Genomic DNA, 21,647 nt, shown 5'->3' on the forward strand with positions numbered 1-21,647 from the left:
GCGTTTCCGTCACGCTTTGTTCACGGTCGTTTCGCCAATTCGTTGCGACGTTCTTGAGACCGCGACCCGTTGGGGCGGGATGGCACCTGCAACCGGGCATTCCTATGGAGCACAAGATAAAACTGTCAACCTCGACAGGGAAAAAGAAACATATCTCTTAAAAATGGCGACCCAACGCATCAAAACATCCAATGGTCGCGTGATCATCACGTAACTTCCCACCCAACCGCCATGTGAAAGGCGGAGTTGCCTCGCGTTGGGCGCGGACGTCTCAAGTGCCCACGAGCGATGCGCCGCTGGCAGGAACGTCCGGTCAGGTGGCTCGCATTTTGGTCAGGAATTGGTCTACCGCCGTACGCAGCATATCCGACTGATTCTCCAACCCGCGCGCGTTAGTGAGAACGTCGCCGGCTGCTGTACCGGTGGCGGCCGCTGCGGTGCTGACGCTGCCTATATGGCCTCTGATTTCGCTGGAACCCGCGGCAACGGACTGGATGTTGCGCGCAATTTCGCTTGTCGCAGCACTCTGCTCCTCGACCGCGGAGGAAATGCTCAGCGTGATGTCACTCATCCTGGCGATCGTTTGCGTAATTCCGTTAATGGCGAGAACTGCGTCGTTTGTAGTTGCCTGCATGGTCTCGATCTGCGCGGAGATCTCCTCCGTTGCCTTTGGGCCGTCGGTCGTGTACCAGCGCAGCTCGACGAGCTTGTTTCGGCTGCTGAGCGAAGGGCGATTAAAGCCGGCGGTGGGCAAGGTTTTCGAATTCGAAGACTTCCGTGAAGCCTTCAAGACGCTCGCCGGCGGCCAAGCCTTGGGCAAAGTGGTCGTGAGAGTGGGCCGGTAGATGTCCACGGCAAGAACAGCGCCTGCAAAGCTTCTGCGCGCATCGCAGCCGAAGGAGGGCGCGGAACTGACGGGTTTCCACGCCTGGCGGAGGAGGTCGGCACTGCTGCCCAGCGGGAGTACAAAATCGCAGGAAATCGTAATTTGGCGTACAAAATCGTACGATTGGTAGCGGGGGAGCGACTTGAACCCCCGACCGTCTTTCGCTTTGAAGCTCCGCATTCGAAAAGCCGGCTGCGCAAGCTTCGATGCTGGGCAAAAATTCTTCTGAAAGGGCATAGGCGTGCCCGCGGCGAGAACCGTCCTGTTTTATTTTTGGGAGGGTAGTCCCCTGTGAGCTCGCGGCCGCGCGCGGACGAAGGGCGCTGCTAGGTTTCGTCTCGTCTGTAAGTTTCCGGCTTCGTCGACGGGCCGGTGCCGGGGCCGAGCAGCCCGGCCAAACCGTGTCCGCGACCGAGCCTGAGATCTCCAAGCGAAGAATTCACGAAAAAACGTCACCTATCACTGCTAGCCGAGGAACGCGAGGCAAGCAGGCAACATTAGTGATGCAAAAGGCTCAGGACACGTCCATGTCAGATCGGAATGATAGGCTGCGAGGATCAGGCAGATTGTTCGCTGGCGCGGCCGGCGTCGCTATCGTTTTGGCGATCGGCGTCACGATTTGGCCGTTCCTGACAGAAGACCAGCTGGGTACGCCACCCGGCGGAGCGAACCCGGCCACTCGTTCGGATACCACGGCCTCTCGGGGAGCGCCTGCGCAGAACGCTGCGCAGAGCACCGTCGGCAGGACCGACCCCGCCGGCCTGGAAGATTCAGCTGGGGGACGTGCTCGCGCGATCAAGCAGAGCTCGCACGCCCTGACGCTTGATCCTCGACAACGGTCGCAAATCAGGAACGTGATTGCCGATCAGCAGGATGCGCCGAAGATCGAGAAGGCGCCGTTCGAGATGATGATCGGAGCTGCAGTTCCCGAACAAGTCGCAACGAAAGACATTCCGGTCGATCTCACAAAGATCATGGATGGCTATTGGGGAGATCAGTACTTGCTGGTCCAGAACGATCTGGTGATCGTTGACCAGCACAGCCGGCGCGTTGTGGCAATCGTACCGTCGGCTCTCTGAATCGCTTGCGCCGTGCCGATCGTGCTTCTTCGTACAGGACCATGATGATGCGGTCTGCCGCTCGCGGGACAGCGGTTCATGATGTTGGTTGCCCCGAACGATGCACCCCCGCCCTACGGTAAGGCATAAACGACGACCTGATCGCCGACTTGGTCCTTGAGGATCGTGTTGCCTCCCGCGATGAAGGCGACGTATTCACGGCCCTTGTACTCGTATACCGCGGGATTGGCGACCGCAGGCGCCTGCACGATGTCGGACCAAAGCTCCTTGCCATCGGTGAGGGAGTAGGCCCGCACCTTGGCATCCATCGAGGCTCCGATGAAGATCACTCCTCCGGCCGTCACCACGGGGCCACCGATCGTGACCGAGCCCATGGATTCCGGCATGTAGAAGCCCCACTTCTGCGAAGCGCCGACGGGACGGCGCCACTTGATGTCGCCGGTCCTCATGTCGATGGCGGCGATCTCGCCGAACGGCGGTTTCCAGCATGGCATGCCGAGCCAGTTCAGCGCGTTGTCGAGTGACATGCCGTAGGGGGCGCCCTCTTGCGGGTAGAAGCCTTGCTCGTTGCCCGACCCGCCGGTGTGCTGCTCGTACTCCTTGCGAGGGTATAGCTTGATGTACTGCACCACGTGCGAGAAGTTGACGATGGCCGTCTTGCTCTGCGGATCGTACGCCACGCCTCCCCACTGCACGCCTCCGGCGGAGTCGGGGTACGCGAAAGTGCCCTCACCCTGGCGAGTCGGCGGGGTGTACATGCCTTTGTAGTCGAGACTGTCCCACAGCCGCGAGCATTCGCCCAACCCGAGGACATCGGCGACGCTCCAGATGGGAGGCTTTTTCGATTGGTCGAGCAGCGGCGCCGGCTTGGTGGGAAACGGCTGCGTCGGCGCGTAGACTTCGCCCTTGATCGAGCCATCGCCGCCGGGGACCGGGCGCTCTTCGATCGGCCAGACGTCCTTGCCGGTGCGGCGGTCGACGACGAAGAGAAACCCCATCTTGGTGGCCTGCATCAGCGCCGGGATCTGCTTCCCATTGACGGTGATATCCATCAGGGTCGGAGCGGAGTTGATGTCGTAGTCCCAGATGTCGTGATGCACCCACTGGCGAGACCAAACGACCTCGCCGGTCTCGAGGTTGAGCGCGGTTGTGGAGGTCGCCAGCGGGATCGGCTCCGTACGGTTGCCGCCCCAGTAGTTCGGAGACGGGCTGGAGACCGGGAGATAGACCAATCCGAGTCCCTCGTCGACCGACATTGCCGTCCACACATTCGCGGTGCCGGTGCGGGCCGCAATCTGCGGCGGGAGCGCGGAAAAAGCCCACTGGCGCTTGCCGGTCTGCGGATCGAGCGAGAATACGATGCCGGGCGGGGCCTCGGCATAGGCCCAGTCCTTGCCGGCCCATCCCAGGATGACGTGATTGCCGGCCACCGTGGGCGGCTGGAGCAACGACAGCGGGTACTTGTCGTTGACGTGGTTCCACTGGTTGACGTCGAGTACGCCACCTTTCGCAAAATCGCGACAGAACTGCCCGGTGTCGGCGTCCATGGCGAAGAGTTGCGCGTCCATGGTGCCGAGATAAACGATCTTCTGGCATGGTCGGTTGGCGACCGGATGCGCTGCCTCCCAGTACGCGATCCCACGGTTCTTCAATGCTGGCTGAGTCAATGCTTTGAGCGTCGATTTGGAGTCGAAGGTCCATTTGACCTTGCCGGTGCCTGGATCCAACGCGATGACGCGATAAAACGGCGTGCCGATGTAGAGCGTGTCGTTGGCGAAGATCGGCGTTGCGGACCAGACGGTGGTGGGCAGCTTGCCCGATCCATCCGAAACGTCACCGGTGTGAAACTCCCAAACCTTCGCCAGCGACTGGACGTTGTCGGCCGTGATCTCGGTCAGGGGAGAATACTTCTGTGCATTGAGCTGGCCGTGAAAGGTGTTCCAGACGGGATGGGCGGGAACGAGCGGGATCGGCTTCGGCTCGGGCAAACGGCCGGACGGCTGCTGAGCGCCTGCTTCCACGGCTGCCGACGCGCCGTTGGCCGTGGGTGAAGATTCGCGACTATTGGTGTTGCCCGGTCGCTCCGGCCCGGCGCCTGAAGGCTTTTGTTGCTCTGGGCTTGGAATTCCCCCGGAGGTGGCTGCAGGATTGTCGGTGTCGTTCTGTGCGGCGGCTGGCGGCAGCGCAACGGCGAGGGCAAGCGCGAGCGCCGCAAAGGGGGCAGATCTGAGGATTGGACGGCTGGTCATGCCGCGGCTCTCCTTGGTCGCGATGGGGCGGCAAGCGCCACGACCAGCCCGACGAGGACGACCACCATTGCCGCCGACAACCACCACGCATGCAGGAAGCATGCGGCGGTCACCGTGCAGAGCGCACCAATCAGCCCGAGCGTCCAGAACACTCCGAACAGCATCCCGCGTCCGCTAAACCAGAGGACCAAGGCGTCGACGACCAGCGCCAGGCTGGAGCCGATGACGAGCAACGCACCCGGCGTCCCGGTTATCCCGGTCAAGGGGACGAGATAATAATAGAGCGCTAGCAGCGCGCCCGCGGCGGCTGCGACCAGCACGATGAAGGGGCCTAGCGGCCTGCGTTCAGGGGAGGTCAGGTGCAAGTTTCATGTCTCCAAGCTTCATAGCCCGCGAGCGCGGCAGTGGCTGTGATGCAACGGACGCGAGCGAAGAATGTTCGTTCAGGGATATGGACTGAAGGCGACCCGGGGATAGCGGTCAAAGATGCCAGCAACATTGTTCCTGAACATCGCTTTGAGCGTTTCCTGCAAGCCTTTGTGCATTTCGGGAGGCCAATGCGAGCTTGCGCTGTTCGTTCCAATGCGTGGCTTGCATCGTTCGTAGTATGTCGTAAAGGCCCTCACTCAAGGCCAACATCACGGTTCGTGCGGTGACGCACCATTCAGAGGTCGAAGCATCGGCCGCATCTGCATGCGCGCCGATGCGTCTGGATCGTCCACGCCATAATCGATGGATTGCTTGCGCGATCGCAGAAGACGATGCGCCAGCAGGACATGTGCGGCCAGGCGGTCGCGATAGATCATGATCAATGCGCGACGGTACGCTTCCGCGCGGACTGTCGGCCGCGCGATAACATGCGGACCGGCATCGATCTCCAATCGGCGCACATCGCGAGGACGATGGAATTCAGCAGGCGGCCTGATTTGGAACGAGACTAGCGACACGGCATTGCAGCCCAAGAGGGGCGCCGCCAAAACGAGAATGGAGACCGCAATGGATTGGGATCGTATCCAAGGAAACTGGGAGCAGATGAAGGGCAAGGTCAAGGAGCAATGGGGCGACCTTACAGACGACGATCTTGATGTCATCTCCGGCAAGCAAGATCAGCTCGAGGGACGTCTTCAGGAGAGATACGGCTACGCGAAGGATCGGGCCAGACAGGAAGTCGACGATTGGTCCAACAAGCTGAAATCCTAGTTGGGCGTCGCCGCCAAGGCTTGGCAGCCATCGCGTTGCAGAGGACCGAAATGCGGGCGTTCTAAGAACGTTTGCTCGACGAAAAACGGGATAGGAACCCATCCGTAACAGCTGGATTTCAAGGGTTCGGCAAAACCTCCAAGGGAGCTCAACATGGCAACGCAAATCGTAATGGATTCGACTGGTGACGCCCGCTATCAGTTCGCTCCGGATGAGGCCCGGGAAACGTCCGAGGCCGAACGACGTTTCCGGCAACTCACGTCGACCGGGTTCACGGCCGCAGCGCGGACCGCTACAGGCGACCTGCGATTTGTCCGCTCGTTCGATCCCACAGTGCATGAGACGCTCTTCTTTCCGCGGCTTGTGGGTGGCTAATGTGAAGCTCTTCAGCTTGCGTCATGTCTTCCGGGAGTTCCGGCATGTCTCCCGGGAGCCGGGGCTGGTTGCGGCACGCGATCTGTACAGGAGCTCGCAACGCGAGCGAACGCCTGAGGCGCGGGGCCGAAAGCTATTGAGAGAGTGGCTTTCGCCGGCGCAGCGCGAGACCTTCGATGCTTACGGCTATGTCGATGTGCTCGGGAGCGAAAGCGGCCAAAGGTACCGCATTTATTACGGCAGCATATCGAACATTCGCGAGCTGAACGAGAAGGATGATCCGGTTGCCGGGCTCTGCTTCGCGCCAGCTGCGGCCTTGCCGCCGGGTGACGTCATGCTCGCGCAAAAGATCGTTCTGGAAAACGACGAATCGCGGGCGCTCGCAATCGCCAATCGGTTTCATTCAACGTCTCCGCCGATTCAGGTCAGAAACGCGCATCGCGCGCGCTGACGATTCACCGGAACGTGCGCCAGCGTACTGTCCGGATTGAAAACATAACCTGCGGCCGGCGTTTGTGATCTGGAGGCGCGTTAAGCTCATGCGCCAGGACTTCATGGAGGATTCTCGCATGAGAACAATTGCTCTTGCTCTATCAGGGTTGATGATCGTCACGTTCCCAGCCGCGGCGCAGAATGGTGGCAAGTCGGCCGGCGGTGCCGCCGGCGGCGCGATGCAGGCACCGAGCGTCCCGCAATCGCAGGGCGCTCAGAAGTTCGTCGACGAGGCCGCCAACATAAACATGATGGAGATCGAAGCGGCGCGTGCGGCGGAAAACACCGCAAAACGGCCCGCCTACAAGGAATTCGCGTCGATGATCGAAACAGATCACAAGAATCTGGGGAATAACCTGAAGCGGATCGTATCGGAGATGGCGGGGGTGGAGATTCCTGCTCGACTCGATCAACAGCATCGGGAGAAGCTCGCGCAGCTTCAGCAGCTGAACGGCACGAAATTCGAGCAGAGCTACCGCCAAAGTCAGATTGACGGGCACCAGCGTGCGATTCGGATCTTTCAGGACTTTGCCAACGGGAACGGAGGAAACGCAGATCTGAGATCATGGGCTCAAGCGTCCTTGCCCGTCCTGCAAAAACATCTGCAGAGTGCGCAAAATCTTCCGGTCGCGAACGATCAGGTTGGCGCCGTGGGTGCAGGCGCTAGTGGTGCCACCGGGAGCGCGGATCGGAATAATGCCGACCATGGCAATGTGACCGTCGGCAAGGCGAATTCTGCCAACCAGAGCGACGCCCAGGGGCTCGTCAACGAGGCGGCCCAGATGGTGAAGACCATGCAGGACGATCCGGAGCTTGCCAAGGCTTTGAAGAAGGCAAAAGGGCTCTATCTGGTCCCGGACTTCGGACGTGGCGCGGCGATCGTCGGCGTGCGGGGTGGAGCGGGACTGGTGACCGTACGGGAGAACGGCAAGTGGAGTGATCCCGCCTTCTATGACTTCGGCGCGATCAGTTTCGGACCACAGGTCGGCGGATCCGGCGGTCAGGTCGCGTTCCTGTTGATGAGCCAGGGCGCGGTCGACGCATTCAAGAGCGGAAACAAGTTCTCTCTGAATGCCGACGCCGGTCTCTCGATCGTCAACTATTCCGCCAACGGTCAGGCATCCTGGGGCAAGGGCGATATCGTGATGTGGAGTAACACGTCCGGGGCCTATGTCGGCGCGACCATCAGCGTCACCGACATAAATTGGGACGACGACAACAACCGTCAATACTACGGTCGAGACGTCGACATGACCAAGATCTTGAACGGCAGCGTCAGCAATGCTGCTGCTCGTCCTCTGAAGGCGTCATTGCCCGGATAGGTGTCCCCTTCAAGGGAAGAAGCCCCGCGCGTGACCCGGTCTGGATCGGCCGGGTCACCAACGTTTGAAGCGCGAGGAGCTGGCAACGCAGCGAGAAGCGGTGACGCTGGTTTGAGATACTCGCAGATGGATGACGTTGATCCCCTGTGCCGATCGATACGACGGCTCAGGCCATGATCCCCTGCGACAGATGCGCGGGAAACCAGGATAGCTGACGATCATATTCCCGATCCATGATTCTGAAGCAATTGCAACAGAGATCAATTAGGCGGCGATGGTCCAGGATCACGACAAGACCGCGATCCGTTCTGACAATCGCCTGGCGTTCCAGATGGTCGAGGCAGTCTGTAATGCTCGCGCGTCGGACGCACAGCAACTGCGCCAGGATTCCGTGCGTCAGAGGAATGTCGTCACGTTCCAGGCCACGGCGGGCCATCAATAGCCAACGCGCCAGGCGTTGCTCCAGCCGATGCGCCGCATTGCACGCGCCGGCCTGGGACGTTTGCACCAGGACGGCGGCCAGATGTGCGTTCAATAGGCGTTGCAGGCTGGGAAGATGGGGCAACATTGGTCGGAACGCGTCGATTGCGATCCGGAACGCAGCGCCGCCCACCTGGACGGTTCTTCGATAGAGCGGTTCGGCGTGCTGGGCCAGCATCAGCGGTGCACCGACCATGCCCTCGGCCCCCACGAGCCAGACTTCCATGAACTTCTCAGGCCCAATCTTCGCCGCGATCGAAACCAGGCCGTGCTCGACGAAGTAAACGTGCGTCATGGGGAGCTGGTAATGGTGAATGACCTGGCGCGGCACGAGCGTGACCAGTTCGGACGCAGACAACAATTGCTGCAACTCGGCAGGAGGCATTCGTTTGAGGAGAGCATTGCTGACCATTTGAGCGACCTGTTGACGCACGACTCGATTGTCGATCCGGGAAAGCGGTCGAAGTGCCCGTGAAGCCGGCCCGACCGGCCCCGCCGCCTAGGTGACCGCCAACTTCTGGGTGGTGCCATCGTTCCTAGCGCGGTCATTCCGCAACAGCGGCGGCCCATCCCAACCGCCGAGGAGCGGCAGGACAATTGACAGATTCGCCGTGTGCCCGGAACGAACGGCAACTTGGAAGAGACGCGCCGCAATTGCAGTACGAGGACGTACCAAGGGACCTTATGCGTTGAACCTTCGTCCATCGCGTCGGTTCAAGCTCCGCATCACCTTTCAAACCAGGAGAAGTGAAATGTCTGGACGGCTCGTCGCGTGTTCGCTCTTGATCCTCGCTGCGCTTCAGGCTCCCGCCCTCGCGCAGGGCAGCAGCTCTCAGTCTGCATCACCGAACAATCAAGCGAACAATCAGTCATCTCAGCCCTTGCCGCGGGAGATCAAGCAGAAGCTGCAGAAGCAGGGCTTCAGTGACATCAATGTGGTGCCAGGATCTTTCATCGTCAGCGCCAAGGACAGCAACAAGGATCCGGTGATGATGGTTATCGGGCCGCACTCGCTGACCATGTTCACGGAGATCAGCACACAGGGCCAGACCACCGGAAGCGCCTCCGGTGGTTCGGGAAGTTCGACCAGCGGCGCCAGCAATGCGCAGGGCGGCCAGAACAACAAATAGTCTGGTCGTCGTCGAAGACCGATCGGGCGCGGATCGCACCCCAGCTGTGATCCGCGCCGCTTCGTGCTTGGAGTTCTCATGGCGACAGCCCTCGTATTCCTCGGTGTTGGAGGATTGGTGATCGTGTCGGCATGGATGCCGCTCTTTCTCACATCCGTGCCGGTATCGCTCGCCATGGTCGCCATCGCCGGTGGCTTCGTCTGCGGTTTGCTGGGGGTGCCCGCCAACTTCTTGAGTTTGGCCGAGCTGGAACCCCTGGTGTTGTGCGCCATGCTGCTGGCCGTCCTGGGCGCTGGCCTGAAACTTGATCGGCGATTTTCCTCTAAGGGGTGGGGCAGCACGTGGCGGCTGCTGGGGGCGGTGATGCCGCTTTCGATCGGTGCGATCGCGCTTCTGGCGCACGTCCTGCTGGGAATGCCGCTGGGCCTGTCCATCCTGCTCGGAGCGGCGCTCGCACCGACCGACCCGGTGTTGGCCTCGGAGTATGCCGCGGGGCCGCCTGGCTCAGGTGAGGAGAGCGAAACGCGCTTTGCTCTGACGTCGGAAGCCGGTCTCAATGACGGCGCCGCCTACCCATTTGTGATACTGGGCCTTCTCATGACGAGGGGGCAGATCAGCGATTTAGGGGGCCTGTGGCACTGGTTGGTGCGAGACGCGGCCTGGAACGTGGCGGCAGGCGCAACCGTCGGCGTCGGACTCGGATGGATGCTGGTCAAGATCAATGCCCGTCTCCCCGGCAGTCACCGCCTGTCGACGTCCAACAGCGGGCTGGTGGCGGTGGGCCTCGCGTTCGCCACCTATGGGGTTGCCCTGCTCGTCGACGGAAACGGCTTCGTCGCGGTGTTCTGTGAAGCGGTAACGATGCGCAATCTGGTGGATGTCGTTGCTTACAGCCGGCGGCTGAATCACGCTGCCGATCAGTTCGAGAATCTCGGGATGGTGCTCGTTATGACTGCGTTAGGTCTCGCAATTGCGAGCGGCCTTCTGCACGGCGTGGGCTGGCGAGAGACCGCCTTCGCGATCCTGGTGTTGCTGATCGTGCGCCCATTCGCAGTCGCGGTGGGAATGCTGGGCTCGCCGCAAGACCGTGTAACGCGCGCTGCGCTCGGCTTCTTCGGAATCCGGGGCGTTGCATCCATCTACTACGCGGCGCACGTCGGCCCGGAGCTCGGGCAAGCCGACGCTCAACAGGTCTATGCGCTGATCGGGCTCGTGGTGTTCGCCTCGGTGGTATTGTACGGCACGACTGCACGCCTCGCCGCAGGCTGGCTGCGCGGCCATTCCTGCAGCCGCTGAGCAACGCCGGCAAGAGCGCGATCAGGCACGCCATGACCGGAAGCCAAAGAGGTCGGTCACGGCGGCTGGGCGGATCACGGCCGGCTCAGTGCACCAGGTGCGCGATCCTTGCTCAAGCTGGAGCCGTCGCCCTGGCCGGCATTAGCGCTGGCGGGCATGCGACTCTTTGACCCGGATGCTGCGTTACCGGTCGTGGCTGGGGAGATGGTTTGTGAATCCGCCGTGGCCGAGTTGCCGGGCTTGCTGCCTGAGCCTGGTGCAGAAGAGTTCACCGCGCTCTTCGAGCCATCTGCGGATGTCGCGGCGGTCTCCGCTGTGGGGCTGGGTGCGGCGCTGGAGCTTTTCGTAGAAGTCTGGCTCGGCGCCGCACTGCTTGAAGACGTCGTTCCGGTGTCGGATCCCTTGTCGGCCGTCGACGAGTTCTCGCGGTTGCAGCCGACGAGCACGGTGCTGGCCGATAGCATCGCTGCAAGTAGGAGTGTCCTGCTCATCATGTCATCCTCTCGGACAGGCGGGGTCTGAAATGCGCCGTAGATGCATCAAAACGGGGGCTACGCAGAAGGAAGTCGTAGTCTTGACCTGTGGCTTCGAGAGCCGCGCTGAACTGCGCAGCTCTCGATCCACGATGGGCGGCTACTCGTTCGATCCGCCATTGGTATTGTCCGTGGCGCCGCCATTGGCCGGGGCATTCGCGCCACCGCCGGCATTGACCTGGTCATTTCCTGCTGCATTGCCAGCGTTGTTGTTCATCGTGTTGCCGGCTCCGCCACCGTTGTTCGTGAGCGAGGAATTGCGGCGTTGGCCACCTGCGCTGCCGACGGTCTGCCCGCCGCTCGGGGCCTCGTTCGTAATGCGCTGCGACGGAAGCGGGGCACCACCGATGTTGGATGCGTTCTTACCACCTCGAGGCGGCGGCGCGCCGTTGTTGTTGGCCAAGGCCTGGTTGCCGTTTCCGAGCGGATTGCCAATGAGGTTGTTCCAGAGCCCGAGAGCTGCGATCGACGAGAGATTGAGATTGCCGGTCGGCTCGAGTCCATGCGCTTGCTGGAAGTTCAGCAGCGCGTCCGCTGTAGCCTGATTCCAGACACCGTTCACCTGGCCGGCCGCGTAGCCGAGACGGTTCATGGCCTGCTGCACCTGGCGCACCGCGGATGGCGAGATCGTCAAGATGGCGCCAGCTCCGGAAGCGTTCTCGTTGCTGACGCGCTGGCTCGCCGTGCTGCGGCCATTTGCGCCGTTGGCGTTGTCGTTGTTGTTGGCTGAACCACCGCTACTTTGTGCAACCGCAGCTGGGGCAGCGAGCAAAGTTGCGGCGAACACTGCGGCAGCGTACTGCGTCCTCTTCATTTCATGACTCCATTTCTGTTGGTTGACGCCGACGCAGAAACGGCGACGACGATGTTGTGGCAAAACCCGCGCGAAGGCATCGTTCCAATGCGGAAGTCCGTGCGGCCGTGGAGGTCTGAACGCTTCCGTACCCGCTTGAGCTCGGGACGAACGGCATGCAGCAGGTCGTGGCGACTTTGCTCTATTCGACGGCTGAATTGCAGACGTCTCGCGCGCGGGCGCAACGCCTGCGCATCAAATCGACATGGACACAGTGAGCGAGGCCGCCTTCAAGAGGATGCTTGCGCGCATGGTCTGCAATTTGAGGAACGGCACCGCCGAGCCAGAGTTGGGACGGAAAGGAATTTCGTGATCAGGATCGAGGAAGACATGACGAGACAAATTCCCCAGCGTCAACCGAGTTCGAATGCATGGCCCGTCTTCGTGGTGACCGCAATCGCAGTCGCTGCGATAGGATGGTGGTTGTGGAGCATCAATACACCGAGCCGCAGCGCAAGCACGGCGCCGAGCTCGCAGGCCTCTTCTTCGGTTTCGGCTGCACCGTCAGTCACGCCGGTCCCACCAAGCAAGCAGGCGGCAAACCCTTCGTCATCCGAGACGACCGGCAAGGCCGACAAAGAGCCTTCGACTTCGACGGCAACCGGGCAGGCCAGTGGCGGAACGTCGTCGACGCGTCCGGACACTGCGATTCCGGTCCAGCGCTCCAATATCCGGAGCGGCGATCTCAACGCGAGAGCGAACCATGTTGCGACCGACGCCGGTGCGACGGTCGGTGCGAGCCGAGGCGGCGTAGGACTCAGCGGATCGCCTTTGCCGGAGCCGGCGGCCGGCGGGAACGTATCCGCCGCCGACCAGAATCGGCTGGCTCCGGGAGCCGCCGGTTCCGGTGCAAGCGGCGCGCTGAGTCGTTAGCGATGGCGGCTTCTCACGAAGCCGGCTCGGCTGCCGTAGAGCCTGGGCTCGAGCGGTCGGTGCTTCAGGCCGGATCGGATATCAGAGTGAGGTCGCGCAATGCTGCCGGCTGTGCCGGCCCAATCATGCTCAAGGCAGCCAAGCCGCCGAGCAGGACGAGAACGCCGGTCACGACCATGATTGCAAAGCAGCGTTCGACTCTGTCCATGATGATGCGCCCTCCAACTGGCGGTCCGAGCGCCAGATAAGAGCCGTTGGCGGTGCATTGTAAATCGCCGAAATGATCGGTCGGTACGCCGCCGCGCTCGCTTTCTGAGGCAAGAAGGTCGCGGCCCCGCCGCCCGCCAGCGGGCGCCGCCCTCAACCCGCGTCGTCGAGAGTGCCGTCTTCCAGGATTCGGTAGCGCTGCCCGCGCCAGGCGATGTTGGCGCCGAAGAAGCCAGCCACGAACACGGCCGACATGATCGCATCGTGGATGACATGGGTCATGATGTGCAGCCGTTCCTTGCCCCTGATCTGTAGCGTTCGGGCGACCGTTGCGGTCAAGGCGATCCGGCTGGCGAGCGCGATCGCAACGAGCAGTAACGGATAGGCGCTTCCGAACAGGCCGGCGAAGACCGAAAGCATGATCGGCTGCATGAAGATGAGCCCGCCATAACCCACCGGGTCCAGCGCGCGGATCGTGCGATGGATGCGCAGTTGGTGGTGCCAATAGACAGAGAAATTCGGCTCGAAGCAGACATGACCGACGGCCCAGGGGGGAATGACGACCTTGAGCCCGAGCGACCTTACGGCTTGGCCGATTGCAAAGTCGTCGGCCAACTCGTCGCGAAAGGCGCGAAATCCGCCGATTCGCCGCAGCACGTCGCGCCGCAATGCGATTGCCGCGCCGAAACACGGCGAGGCCGCGCCGCAGACCAGTGCGACGATGACGTTCGGAAGGAAGGTCGAGTTGATGCTCAATGCGGATAGCCGGCCCCATAAGCCACGGGCCGCAATGCCGTAGTAGAGGCAGGTGACGGCGCCGGTGGTTTCACGATCGAGCTCGGCGGTAGCAAGTCTCAGGAAGTCGGGCCCGACGACGATGTCGCTGTCGGACAGAACGATCGTATCGTATGTTATTGCGCAATCCATGTTGGCGAGGTTTCCTACCTTGCGATTGATGCCCTGAGACCGTTCGTCGACGACGAGATCGATGTGCAGGTCCGGATGCAGGCGTTTGAGCAATCGAACCACGTGGATGGCGGGATCCTGGGCGCTCTGGACGCCGGCGACCAGCTGAACCGGTCCCGTATGATCCTGCCGGCAGAGATCCTGGAGGCGTTTGAACAGACCAGGTTCGGAGCCATGGATCGGTTTGAGCACTGTGACTGCTCGGGGCGCCGACCGCTCGGGTGACCGCTCGGGAGCATGAGCGAAGAACCAGAGAACGGCACCGGCAGCGAAACAGTTGTAGAGGATGCCGAGGCTGGCACCGGCAAGACATAGATCGGCGATGATATGGAGGCTAGGTGCTATCATGATCGAATGACGTTGCTCTAGGCAGGAGAAGGGGCGAGCGACCGTGAGGAGGCTCCGAGCCTGCGTTCCGGGTCGGTCCGTTGCAGGCACTTGATGCGAATGAATGTGCATGCCGGACTGTTCCTAAGTTGGAGTCGACGACGAACCGACTTCCCGCCGTTTCGGGTAGGCCGAGAGTCAGCTGGTGAGGAGGAGACTCATTGTTGTGCAATGCTGCGAGCAACCATGAGGTCCGTGTCTGCGTTTGACCTCCGACGGACCATTGGGCTCGTTTGGCAAGGTGTGTGCGTGGTCAACAGAGACCGAATCCCATGAAGGTCATGCGAAGCTCGGAGGTGCCTGCGCCCGCCGCCATCTGCGTGGCGTTGGAGCTCGAGGCGAAAATTGCCGGTCGGCACTTTGCGCCGGACGATCGAACCGAGCCCTCGGAGCGAAGCTTGATGCGGCTCGCAAATCTGCGCGCGCCGGGCTGCAAAGGGCTCGTGAGCCTTGGGCTTGCCGGTGGGCTATGTGATGACCTCAGCGTGGGTGACGTCGTCGTCGCCTCGGAAATCGTCGCCAACGGGCAACGGTTCGCGACTGACGATGAATGGGCAGGTCGTCTGCTCTCGGATATGCCGTCGGCGATCTACGGTCCGGTTACAGGGTCGGATGTCGCCGTCACGAGCGCTGCGGCGCGATACGATCTTGCTCGGCGGTCGGGCGCTCTCGCCGTCGATATGGAATCGCATGCGATTGCGCGTATGGCCGCGGTGAACGGGATACCGTTTCTTGCTGTTCGCGTCGTCATGGATGGCGTTCAGCGACGCGTACCTGAGGCCGCGGTCAGCTGCATCTCTTCGAGCGGGCAGACGAGCCTTCTCCGTCTCGGGCAACTGGTGATGCGACGTCCGCGGGACGCCTCGGCCGTGTTTCTCCTGTGTTCGGATTGGCCGCGAGCCAGGCACTCTCTGGACGCATGTTGTCGGGCGATTGCTGCTCGCGAGGCGGCCAACGAACAGAGTTCGGTGATGAGGGCCGGATGTCCCTGAGCACAGCCGATGTCCTTCTGACCGGCGCCAGCGGCTTCATCGGCTCTGCGGTGCTGCGCGAAGCCGTGCGGCAAGGATTTCGAGTCCGGGCACTGGTCCGAAGGGACAGCAATTGCGCCGACCTCTCCTGCGCCGGCGTCCACTTCATCCATGGCGATCTCCTGGATCCGGCCTCGCTGCGAAAGGCCTGTGACGGATGCCGCTATTTGTTTCACGTCGCGGCGGACTACAGGCTGTCCCTGCACCACGGTGCGAAGCTCCTGGCAACGAACGTGGCTGGTACCGATCATCTGATGTCGGAGGCCTTGCGAGCGGGAATCGAGCGCATCGTCTACACCAGCAGCGTCGCCACTTTGCGCTATGAAAACGGCAGCGAACCGGTTGCGGACGAACCCGACAGTCTGCCGCTCGCCTTGGCTGTCGGCCCCTACAAGCGCAGCAAGATCCTGGCGGAGAGGCTGGTTCTCGAAAGGGTACGCGAGCGGAAATTGCCCGCCGTGATCGTCAATCCGTCTGCGCCGATCGGCCCGCGTGATAGTCGTCCGACGCCCACCGGTCGTATCCTGGTTGCCGCAGCAACGGGCCGCATGCCGGCGTTCGTCGACACCGGATTGAACCTCGTCCATGTCGAGGACGTGGCTCGGGGGCACCTGGCGGCGTTGCGCCGGGGTCGGATCGGCGAACGCTATGTGCTGGGTGGCCAGAACGTGGCGTTGTCGGACTTGCTGGCAGAGATCGCGTCGCAGCTAGGCCGCCGCTTTCGCGCTGTGCGCTTGCCTTGGTACGCCGCCGTACCGGCTGCGTTGACCGGCGAGGCCAGTGCTTATCTGACCGGAAGGGAGCCGTTGGCGACCTGGACGGGCGTGCAGCTCGCGCGGCACCGAATGTATTTCAACACCCGTAAGGCCGAGCGTGAGCTTGGCTATGCCGCGAGGCCCTACCAGCTCGGCGTCGAGGACGCCCTAAGGTGGTTCGCAGAAAATGGCTTCTTTGTGCAGCGCTCAGGCGGACGCGGGAGGGTGGCGGTCGGTTCGTGACCGGGGAGAGGTATGGTCGGACCTCTGGCCAAACCGCCCGATCAGAGTTTCCCGCGTCATATACGCGTGCAGGCGGGTACGCCGCATGGTGTTGCCGCGCAGCGCCCTCGGGTTGTGTGACCATACCAGCAAAGTGATCAACATATTCTCCCCGATCTGGTGCAGGCGATCGCCGGCCGTCCTGCGCGACCTTGCCTGCTCGAGCGGCTTGGCGAAACCAAAGCGTCCCGAGAGTTCGATCATCAGCGGAGTGGTCGCGTCGGACCCGAAAGCGAGGGTTGCACTGATCGCGGCGACGTCCGCTAGATCGCTGCGGCTCGTGACGAACGCTGCCAGTTCGCGCAGTGAAAGGTCGATCTCGCGCGAGAGCCGCCGTGCCCAGGCCAAATTGGCTCCGCTGGCAGGAAGCGGGGGGACGTGCTCGTTCCAGACGTGAAGCGCGAGCATCGGAGCACCAGGAGGCAGACACGTTCCATCGGGCAGCTTAAGCGCGCCAGGATTGCTCGCCCGCTGGATCCGGAACAGGCAACCTTCCGACGAGCTGTACTCGAAGATGTGCTGACGAGCGCGGAGCGACCGATCGATCGCGGCCATCAACTTGCTCAACATCACGGTTTCTCCAGTGACGTCGATGAGAGCAGCTCCGCGGCACCCGAACCGGTGCTTGCCGGCTCGGACGTCGACGGAAGCGGCGCCATGACGGGCGTTGAAGCGGGGAGGTACTGGTGATCCCGCGTCCACGGACGCCGCACCGAGCCGTCGGCCAAGGGCTTGAACGCTTGCACCTGTGCGATGGATAACCAACCGCGCTCGAATGCGCAGGCCATGCCGGCGAGGAAAACCCGCCAGATACGGACGACCTCCGGTCGAGCCGTGGCGTAGGCGTCAGGCAGCCGCGCTTCGAGCCGCCGGCTCCAGTGCTGCAGCGTCAGTGCGTAGTGCGGACGAAGATCCTCGGCATCGGCGAATTCGAGGCCGGCCGCGGAGAGTTCGACGAGGACGCGCGACAAGTGCGGCACGGCGCCGCCGAGAAAAACGTGCCGGTCGATGAACTCGCCGCCCGGCGGTCCGCGCGGACGGCCGGCGGCGTCGGTCGAAACGATCCCGTGGTTCAAGAATACTCCGCCGGGCCGCAGCAGCCTGTGCACCGTCTGGAAATAGGTCGGGAGATTGTCGAGCCCGACGTGCTCATACATGCCGACCGAAACGATCCGGTCGAAGAGCTTGGCGTCGTCGAGATCGCGATAGTGGCGGAGCTGAATGTCGATCCGGTCCGACAGTCCGGCGGAGGCGACGGCTTCCTGTGCAGCAGCATGTTGCGGCTCGCTCAAGGTGACCCCGACGACCCGTACCTCATAGCGCCCCGCCGCCCATATGGCCAAGCCGCCCCACCCGCAGCCGAGGTCGAGCAGCCGATCTCCGGGTCGCAGCAGCAGCTTGCGGCAGATGTGATCGAGCTTTTGCTCCTGTGCAAGCGCGATGTCCTCTCGCCCGGTGCGGAAATAGGCGCAGGAATAGATCATCTGTCGATCCAGCCAGAGCCGATAGAAATCATTGCCGACGTCGTAATGGTGACGAATGTTGGCCCGATCGCGCGATCGCTTCCGAAGCAGACGGGTCAATGCCGGTAGGCGGGCGGCGCGAACGACCGGCGAATACCGTCCGAGCCGTTCTGCAAGGGCAATTCCGGCATCGACGACGTTCCCGATCGGTCCGTCCACCGAGATGTCGCCGGCGACGTAGCAATCGGCCGCGCGCGAGAAGTCGCCGACGATGAGAGCTTTCAACGCGACGGCCGAGTGGAACGTGATCGTGACGTTCGGGCGCGTCGACGAGAAGACCGTGCCGTCGGGAAAGATCAGCCGAATCGCAGGAAGTTCGTTGCCGAACCTGCCTTCGAGGCGCTCGAGGAGATGGTGGACGAGGCTCATCGTGTTTCCTGCGCGTAATTTCGTTTCCGCCTCGTCTGCTCGGGCGCTTCGTCGTACAGCGTGGCCAGAGTGGTGCGGATCACGAGCGCAATCGGCACGGCCGTGATCACGCCGACGATGCCAAAAAGCGCTCCACCTGCGAGGAAGCAGAAGATGATGAGGGTGGGATGCACACGCCCAGCAGCGCCGAGCAGGATCGGTCCCATCAACTGGTCGATCACGAGCCGAAGCGCCGCGAGATAAACGCCATAGGCGAGGATCGCGCCGAGGCTCGAATCATGTTGCAGGGCGACGAGGCCGGCGATTGTGGCGGCGGCGATCGGGCCCACGACCGGAATGGCTTCCAGAAGCCCCGTCAACAAGGCGAGAAAGATCGCATGCGGAACGCCGAGCGCCAGACCGAGACCGACGTAGGCGAGGACCGCCGCCAGGCACACGACAGCGATGACACCGACGAAATAGCGGCGCAGCACGGGATCGAGCGTGATCAGGAGATGATCCGTCACGAGCTTGCGGTGCCCGGGGGGAACGAGCCGAAGCAGGCCGTGTACTATCACGTCGCCGCTGACCATGAAGAAGAACAGGAGGACCAACGTGAGCATCAGCCCGAACCCGGCACCGAGGGTGGTGCCGGCCAGCACGGCGATCAGGCGCGGGGTTGAAAGAACATCCCGCAGAGCTGCAGTTGCTTGGCGGGCAAGATCCTGGGCAGACATCTGTTGGCCCAGGACAGTCACACTTTCGGCTCCGACCGCGCCTCGGACGACGTGCTCGATCGTGCCCTGCAGGTTGCCGAGCACGATGGCGACTTCGCGGGCGAAGGGCGGAACGCCGACCCAGCCGAACAGCGCCCCGAACCCGACGATGACAAGGAAGGCCGCCGTCGCGACCAACGCTCGCGGCAAGCGGGTTGCCGCTGCGGCGCTCCCGATCACGGGCCAGCATATGTAACTCACGACGGCGGCGCAGACGAACGGAAGCAGGACCAGCTGAAGCTCATACAGGGCAAGGATGGCCAGCGCCACGATGAAGAGGATCGCATTCGTCGACAGCTTTTCGACATGCTCGTGATCCCTTGCGGTGCTGATCGGGGGCTGGGTTCGGGTCACGGATAGGTCCGTCCCTTCCAGACGATGCGTCCCCGGCGATGACGGCGGACGCTCTCGATCGCGAGCCATGCGCCGATCGAATATCCGAGCGGAAACAGCAGACCATACCAGAACGGGATGCGCAGGTAGACCGCGCCGGCGACGTGAAGGCCGACGAGTGCTGCGGTTCCTGCTGCAGCAGGCACAGCAGCGAGGCAGCTCGAGGTGATCCCGTCGGCACATCGTGCTGCCAAGAGCACAGGCAGCAGGACGCTGGTCAGGGATGCAAGCACGACGGCGCCAGCGGTGATCACGGCGGCGGTGGAGCCCCCGAGCATCTCGACCAGATTCTTCGAAAGGCCGGACCACAGGTCCGCCCAGCCCCGGTACATGCGCGCGGTCAATGCGGTCCGTCCGTCGGCCAGCAGCACCCGCCCCCCGCCCTGCTTGATCAGGTGAGCCAAAGCGGTATCCTCGCAGATCGCGTCGCGAACGGCGGCGTGGCCGTTCACGGCCGCATAGGCCGATTTCCGAACGAGCATGAACTGGCCACTGACAGTGACGCCCGGGGTGCCTGGACCTTGCAAGGATGCGAGGTCCTGGCTGAAGGCCAACAGATAGAATCCGCACGGGATCAGCAGGCGCTCCGGAAAGCTTACCAGTTCCTGACGGGGCGCAAGCGACAGCAGATCGAGCCCTTGATCCTCTGCGTTGCGAACCGCTCTGGTCAGGAGGGACGGCTCGGCCCGAACGTCAGCGTCGATAAAACACAGCCATTCTGCGTCGGCCGGAGCGAACTGCACGCCGGTCCAGCAGGCCTGCGGCTTTCCGACCCATCCGTTGCGAAGCGGTGGATTGCTCACCGGCCGGATCAACGGCGACCGGGCTGCGAACGATGTGGCGATCGCTAGGGTCTCATCGAGAGAGTTGTCGTCGACGACCACGACCGTGAGACGATGTCTAGGATAATTCTGCGCCACCAGCGCCCGGAGACAAGCGGCAAGGTTGCATGCTTCGTTGCGGGCCGGGATGATCACGCAGATGTCGGGAAAATCGTCCTGAGGCGAGCGCAAATATCCGAGCGAAGGCAGCAAGCCGCGCTGGCGGCTGGCGTGCACGATCAGCCAAATAGCACAGATGAGCCATGCAATCGATATCGCCAGATCCATCGCGGGCCTCGGCCGTCACACCCGAACCGCTTAATGGGCGGGCGTGGGATAGGTTCCTGTTTACGGCGCGGGTTCGCCCGGCAAGCTCGTGGGTTGTCCCAGCACTTCGCGGAGATAGAGCTTCTTGACCACCACAAAGGCGATCACGGTCATCGGCGCGGCGAAGATGATTCCGATATCCCCGAAGATCATGCTGACGACCACGATGCTGAGGATGAGGACGGCCGGTGGCAGGAAGATCAACTGTCGCTGAATGATCGGTACGATGACGTTCCCCTCGATCTGATGGATGATCAGATACGCCACGATGGTCCAGATTGCGGTGTAGAGGCCTGAATTCATGGCCACCAGGATCGCAGGAACGGACGCGATCAGCGGACCGAGATATGGGACGAATTCGCAGACGCCGGCGATGGCGCCGAGCGCGATGGGTGAGGGCAGGCCGATCAGCCAGACCGCCCCGGCGGACAGAGCTCCGATGAGGAACATCTGGATTCCCTGCCCGAGCAGCCACAGGCGCAATGCTCGGCCGATGTCGTCGAGCGTCTCCTCTGCATCCCGCCGGCTGCCCGGATTGAAAAGGGCCGCCAATCCCTTGCGGTAGAGATTCGGCTGCACCGCCAGATAAACTCCGGCAGCGACCGTGAAGACGATCTGCTCCAGAACCTGCATGCTCTGGCTGGCGAGGTTGCCGGCGAGGCTTGTCACCGAGATGCTCCCCGTTCCGGCATGCGCGAGAACCAGCCGGCCCAGCTCCGAGTGCTCCAGACTCTCGCGAATGGAGGATGTCGCGGCTTCGGCGCGGTTCACCACGTCCTGTATCTCGGAGACCAGTTGCGTGCCGAACAGGTAGACCGTTCCGCCGGTGATGCAGAGAATGAGCAGACCGGAAACCGTGAGGGCAAGGCCGTGCGGCAGTCCGAGCCACCTCGTGAACGGCTCGCTGACGAGCTGGAGGAGCATCGCCACCAGAACTGCACCGACGAGAACGAGGAGGAAGTCTCGCAGGTACCACAGCAAGGGCGGCAGCGCCGCGATCATCACCACGATCGCGGCGCGTTTGGCAAACTCGCCGGCCGACATCTGCGTCATCTGCTCCGTA

24 protein-coding genes and 1 pseudogene are annotated in these 21,647 nt (G+C 62.6%); 11 read left to right on the forward strand and 14 right to left on the reverse strand.

From position 1 onward, the window contains the following. Window positions 1-313 precede the first annotated feature (313 nt). Window positions 314-676: pseudogene (locus XH87_RS26590) on the reverse strand (methyl-accepting chemotaxis protein); the annotation flags it as partial. On the opposite strand from XH87_RS26590, the gene XH87_RS26595 reads away from it, so the two are divergent. Together XH87_RS26595 and XH87_RS26600 are read left to right on the forward strand one after the other, a co-directional pair. Continuing rightward, window positions 633-845: a zinc-binding dehydrogenase gene (locus XH87_RS26595; protein ID WP_271589506.1), complete on the forward strand. Its 213-nt coding sequence runs from the start codon at window positions 633-635 to the stop codon at window positions 843-845. The pseudogene XH87_RS26590 and the gene XH87_RS26595 sit on opposite strands and share 44 nt — an antisense overlap. A gap of 607 nt (window positions 846-1,452) precedes the next feature. After that, entirely contained in the window at window positions 1,453-1,965 is a 513-nt protein-coding gene (locus XH87_RS26600; RefSeq protein WP_271589507.1) for a DUF1236 domain-containing protein, read from the forward strand. Between the two features lie 113 nt (window positions 1,966-2,078). On the opposite strand, the gene XH87_RS26605 is transcribed toward XH87_RS26600, so the two are convergent. The 3 genes from XH87_RS26605 to XH87_RS26615 all read right to left on the reverse strand — a co-directional run bounded on the left by XH87_RS26605 (window position 2,079) and on the right by XH87_RS26615 (window position 5,095). Then, window positions 2,079-4,214, reverse strand: coding sequence for a pyrroloquinoline quinone-dependent dehydrogenase (locus XH87_RS26605; RefSeq protein ID WP_271589508.1), 2,136 nt, complete (start codon window positions 4,212-4,214; stop codon window positions 2,079-2,081). After that, window positions 4,211-4,579 (reverse strand): hypothetical protein, encoded by a 369-nt coding sequence (locus XH87_RS26610; RefSeq protein ID WP_202948121.1) that lies wholly within the window; start codon window positions 4,577-4,579, stop codon window positions 4,211-4,213. Before XH87_RS26610 ends, XH87_RS26605 begins: the two co-directional genes overlap by 4 nt. Before the next feature lie 273 nt (window positions 4,580-4,852). Then, complete coding sequence (locus tag XH87_RS26615; protein WP_271589509.1) at window positions 4,853-5,095, reverse strand: hypothetical protein; 243 nt, start codon at window positions 5,093-5,095, stop codon at window positions 4,853-4,855. A gap of 115 nt (window positions 5,096-5,210) precedes the next feature. Here XH87_RS26615 and XH87_RS26620 point away from each other — a divergent pair, with 115 nt between their 5' ends. The 4 genes from XH87_RS26620 (at window position 5,211) to XH87_RS26635 (ending at window position 7,603) form a co-directional block, all read left to right on the forward strand. Further along, window positions 5,211-5,414, forward strand: coding sequence for a CsbD family protein (locus XH87_RS26620; protein WP_035701081.1), 204 nt, complete (start codon window positions 5,211-5,213; stop codon window positions 5,412-5,414). A gap of 153 nt (window positions 5,415-5,567) precedes the next feature. Beyond that, a complete protein-coding gene (locus XH87_RS26625; RefSeq protein WP_271589510.1) occupies window positions 5,568-5,789 on the forward strand; it encodes a hypothetical protein in 222 nt (73 codons plus the stop codon). A 64-nt stretch (window positions 5,790-5,853) separates the two neighbouring features. After that, entirely contained in the window at window positions 5,854-6,240 is a 387-nt protein-coding gene (locus XH87_RS26630; protein ID WP_271589757.1) for a hypothetical protein, read from the forward strand. Between the two features lie 118 nt (window positions 6,241-6,358). Continuing rightward, window positions 6,359-7,603, forward strand: coding sequence for a DUF4142 domain-containing protein (locus tag XH87_RS26635; protein ID WP_271589511.1), 1,245 nt, complete (start codon window positions 6,359-6,361; stop codon window positions 7,601-7,603). Between the two features lie 166 nt (window positions 7,604-7,769). Here the strand turns inward: XH87_RS26635 and XH87_RS26640 are convergent, their stop codons facing one another. Beyond that, entirely contained in the window at window positions 7,770-8,495 is a 726-nt protein-coding gene (locus XH87_RS26640; protein ID WP_271589512.1) for a Crp/Fnr family transcriptional regulator, read from the reverse strand. Window positions 8,496-8,835: 340 nt separating this feature from the next. On the opposite strand from XH87_RS26640, the gene XH87_RS26645 reads away from it, so the two are divergent. The 3 genes from XH87_RS26645 to XH87_RS26655 all read left to right on the forward strand — a co-directional run bounded on the left by XH87_RS26645 (window position 8,836) and on the right by XH87_RS26655 (window position 11,031). Continuing rightward, window positions 8,836-9,213: a hypothetical protein gene (locus tag XH87_RS26645; protein WP_271589513.1), complete on the forward strand. Its 378-nt coding sequence runs from the start codon at window positions 8,836-8,838 to the stop codon at window positions 9,211-9,213. Between the two features lie 78 nt (window positions 9,214-9,291). Then, window positions 9,292-10,509: a cation:proton antiporter gene (locus tag XH87_RS26650; protein WP_271589514.1), complete on the forward strand. Its 1,218-nt coding sequence runs from the start codon at window positions 9,292-9,294 to the stop codon at window positions 10,507-10,509. A gap of 108 nt (window positions 10,510-10,617) precedes the next feature. Beyond that, window positions 10,618-11,031, forward strand: coding sequence for a hypothetical protein (locus tag XH87_RS26655; RefSeq protein WP_271589515.1), 414 nt, complete (start codon window positions 10,618-10,620; stop codon window positions 11,029-11,031). 111 nt (window positions 11,032-11,142) lie between these two features. Here the strand turns inward: XH87_RS26655 and XH87_RS26660 are convergent, their stop codons facing one another. The 4 genes from XH87_RS26660 to hpnI form a co-directional block, all read right to left on the reverse strand. Next, on the reverse strand, window positions 11,143-11,829 hold the full coding sequence (locus XH87_RS26660; RefSeq protein ID WP_271589516.1) for a peptidoglycan-binding domain-containing protein: 687 nt from the start codon (window positions 11,827-11,829) through the stop codon (window positions 11,143-11,145). 419 nt (window positions 11,830-12,248) lie between these two features. Further along, complete coding sequence (locus XH87_RS26665; RefSeq protein ID WP_271589517.1) at window positions 12,249-12,539, reverse strand: hypothetical protein; 291 nt, start codon at window positions 12,537-12,539, stop codon at window positions 12,249-12,251. Window positions 12,540-12,832: 293 nt separating this feature from the next. Further along, window positions 12,833-12,976, reverse strand: coding sequence for a hypothetical protein (locus XH87_RS26670; RefSeq protein ID WP_157460834.1), 144 nt, complete (start codon window positions 12,974-12,976; stop codon window positions 12,833-12,835). A gap of 152 nt (window positions 12,977-13,128) precedes the next feature. Beyond that, a complete protein-coding gene (gene hpnI / locus XH87_RS26675) occupies window positions 13,129-14,400 on the reverse strand; it encodes a bacteriohopanetetrol glucosamine biosynthesis glycosyltransferase HpnI (RefSeq protein WP_333909197.1) in 1,272 nt (423 codons plus the stop codon). 200 nt (window positions 14,401-14,600) lie between these two features. Here hpnI and XH87_RS26680 point away from each other — a divergent pair, with 200 nt between their 5' ends. After that, window positions 14,601-15,320, forward strand: a complete 720-nt coding sequence (locus XH87_RS26680; RefSeq protein ID WP_271589519.1) for a phosphorylase family protein — start codon at window positions 14,601-14,603, stop codon at window positions 15,318-15,320. Continuing rightward, entirely contained in the window at window positions 15,248-16,357 is a 1,110-nt protein-coding gene (gene hpnA / locus XH87_RS26685) for a hopanoid-associated sugar epimerase (RefSeq protein WP_333909198.1), read from the forward strand. The genes XH87_RS26680 and hpnA overlap by 73 nt, the downstream gene beginning before the upstream one ends. On the opposite strand, the gene XH87_RS26690 is transcribed toward hpnA, so the two are convergent. The 5 genes from XH87_RS26690 to XH87_RS26710 all read right to left on the reverse strand — a co-directional run bounded on the left by XH87_RS26690 (window position 16,322) and on the right by XH87_RS26710 (window position 21,637). Continuing rightward, window positions 16,322-16,966: a hypothetical protein gene (locus tag XH87_RS26690; protein WP_271589520.1), complete on the reverse strand. Its 645-nt coding sequence runs from the start codon at window positions 16,964-16,966 to the stop codon at window positions 16,322-16,324. The two genes, hpnA and XH87_RS26690, sit on opposite strands and share 36 nt — an antisense overlap. Next, on the reverse strand, window positions 16,966-18,288 hold the full coding sequence (locus XH87_RS26695; protein WP_271589521.1) for a class I SAM-dependent methyltransferase: 1,323 nt from the start codon (window positions 18,286-18,288) through the stop codon (window positions 16,966-16,968). Before XH87_RS26695 ends, XH87_RS26690 begins: the two co-directional genes overlap by 1 nt. Continuing rightward, a complete protein-coding gene (locus tag XH87_RS26700) occupies window positions 18,285-19,397 on the reverse strand; it encodes an AI-2E family transporter (RefSeq protein WP_271589522.1) in 1,113 nt (370 codons plus the stop codon). Before XH87_RS26700 ends, XH87_RS26695 begins: the two co-directional genes overlap by 4 nt. After that, window positions 19,394-20,413 (reverse strand): glycosyltransferase, encoded by a 1,020-nt coding sequence (locus tag XH87_RS26705; RefSeq protein WP_271589523.1) that lies wholly within the window; start codon window positions 20,411-20,413, stop codon window positions 19,394-19,396. The genes XH87_RS26700 and XH87_RS26705 overlap by 4 nt, the downstream gene beginning before the upstream one ends. A 192-nt stretch (window positions 20,414-20,605) precedes the next feature. After that, window positions 20,606-21,637: an AI-2E family transporter gene (locus XH87_RS26710; RefSeq protein WP_271589524.1), complete on the reverse strand. Its 1,032-nt coding sequence runs from the start codon at window positions 21,635-21,637 to the stop codon at window positions 20,606-20,608. Between the last annotated feature and the right edge of the window lie 10 nt (window positions 21,638-21,647).

This window comes from Bradyrhizobium sp. CCBAU 53415, assembly GCF_028128735.1.
In the GTDB taxonomy this organism is placed as follows: Bacteria; Pseudomonadota; Alphaproteobacteria; order Rhizobiales; family Xanthobacteraceae; genus Bradyrhizobium.

Bases quoted from the DNA above. Each gene is read 5' to 3' on its own strand.
- XH87_RS26595 (WP_271589506.1), top strand. From the start codon at position 633: ATGGTCTCGATCTGCGCGGAGATCTCCTCCGTTGCCTTTGGGCCGTCG.
- XH87_RS26605 (WP_271589508.1), bottom strand. From the start codon at position 4,214: ATGACCAGCCGTCCAATCCTCAGATCTGCCCCCTTTGCGGCGCTCGCG.
- XH87_RS26620 (WP_035701081.1), top strand. From the start codon at position 5,211: ATGGATTGGGATCGTATCCAAGGAAACTGGGAGCAGATGAAGGGCAAG.
- XH87_RS26625 (WP_271589510.1), top strand. From the start codon at position 5,568: ATGGCAACGCAAATCGTAATGGATTCGACTGGTGACGCCCGCTATCAG.
- XH87_RS26635 (WP_271589511.1), top strand. From the start codon at position 6,359: ATGAGAACAATTGCTCTTGCTCTATCAGGGTTGATGATCGTCACGTTC.
- XH87_RS26640 (WP_271589512.1), bottom strand. From the start codon at position 8,495: ATGGTCAGCAATGCTCTCCTCAAACGAATGCCTCCTGCCGAGTTGCAG.
- XH87_RS26645 (WP_271589513.1), top strand. From the start codon at position 8,836: ATGTCTGGACGGCTCGTCGCGTGTTCGCTCTTGATCCTCGCTGCGCTT.
- XH87_RS26650 (WP_271589514.1), top strand. From the start codon at position 9,292: ATGGCGACAGCCCTCGTATTCCTCGGTGTTGGAGGATTGGTGATCGTG.
- XH87_RS26670 (WP_157460834.1), bottom strand. From the start codon at position 12,976: ATGGACAGAGTCGAACGCTGCTTTGCAATCATGGTCGTGACCGGCGTT.
- hpnI (WP_333909197.1), bottom strand. From the start codon at position 14,400: ATGCACATTCATTCGCATCAAGTGCCTGCAACGGACCGACCCGGAACG.
- XH87_RS26680 (WP_271589519.1), top strand. From the start codon at position 14,601: ATGAAGGTCATGCGAAGCTCGGAGGTGCCTGCGCCCGCCGCCATCTGC.
- hpnA (WP_333909198.1), top strand. From the start codon at position 15,248: ATGTTGTCGGGCGATTGCTGCTCGCGAGGCGGCCAACGAACAGAGTTC.
- XH87_RS26690 (WP_271589520.1), bottom strand. From the start codon at position 16,966: ATGTTGAGCAAGTTGATGGCCGCGATCGATCGGTCGCTCCGCGCTCGT.
- XH87_RS26695 (WP_271589521.1), bottom strand. From the start codon at position 18,288: ATGAGCCTCGTCCACCATCTCCTCGAGCGCCTCGAAGGCAGGTTCGGC.
- XH87_RS26710 (WP_271589524.1), bottom strand. From the start codon at position 21,637: ATGACGCAGATGTCGGCCGGCGAGTTTGCCAAACGCGCCGCGATCGTG.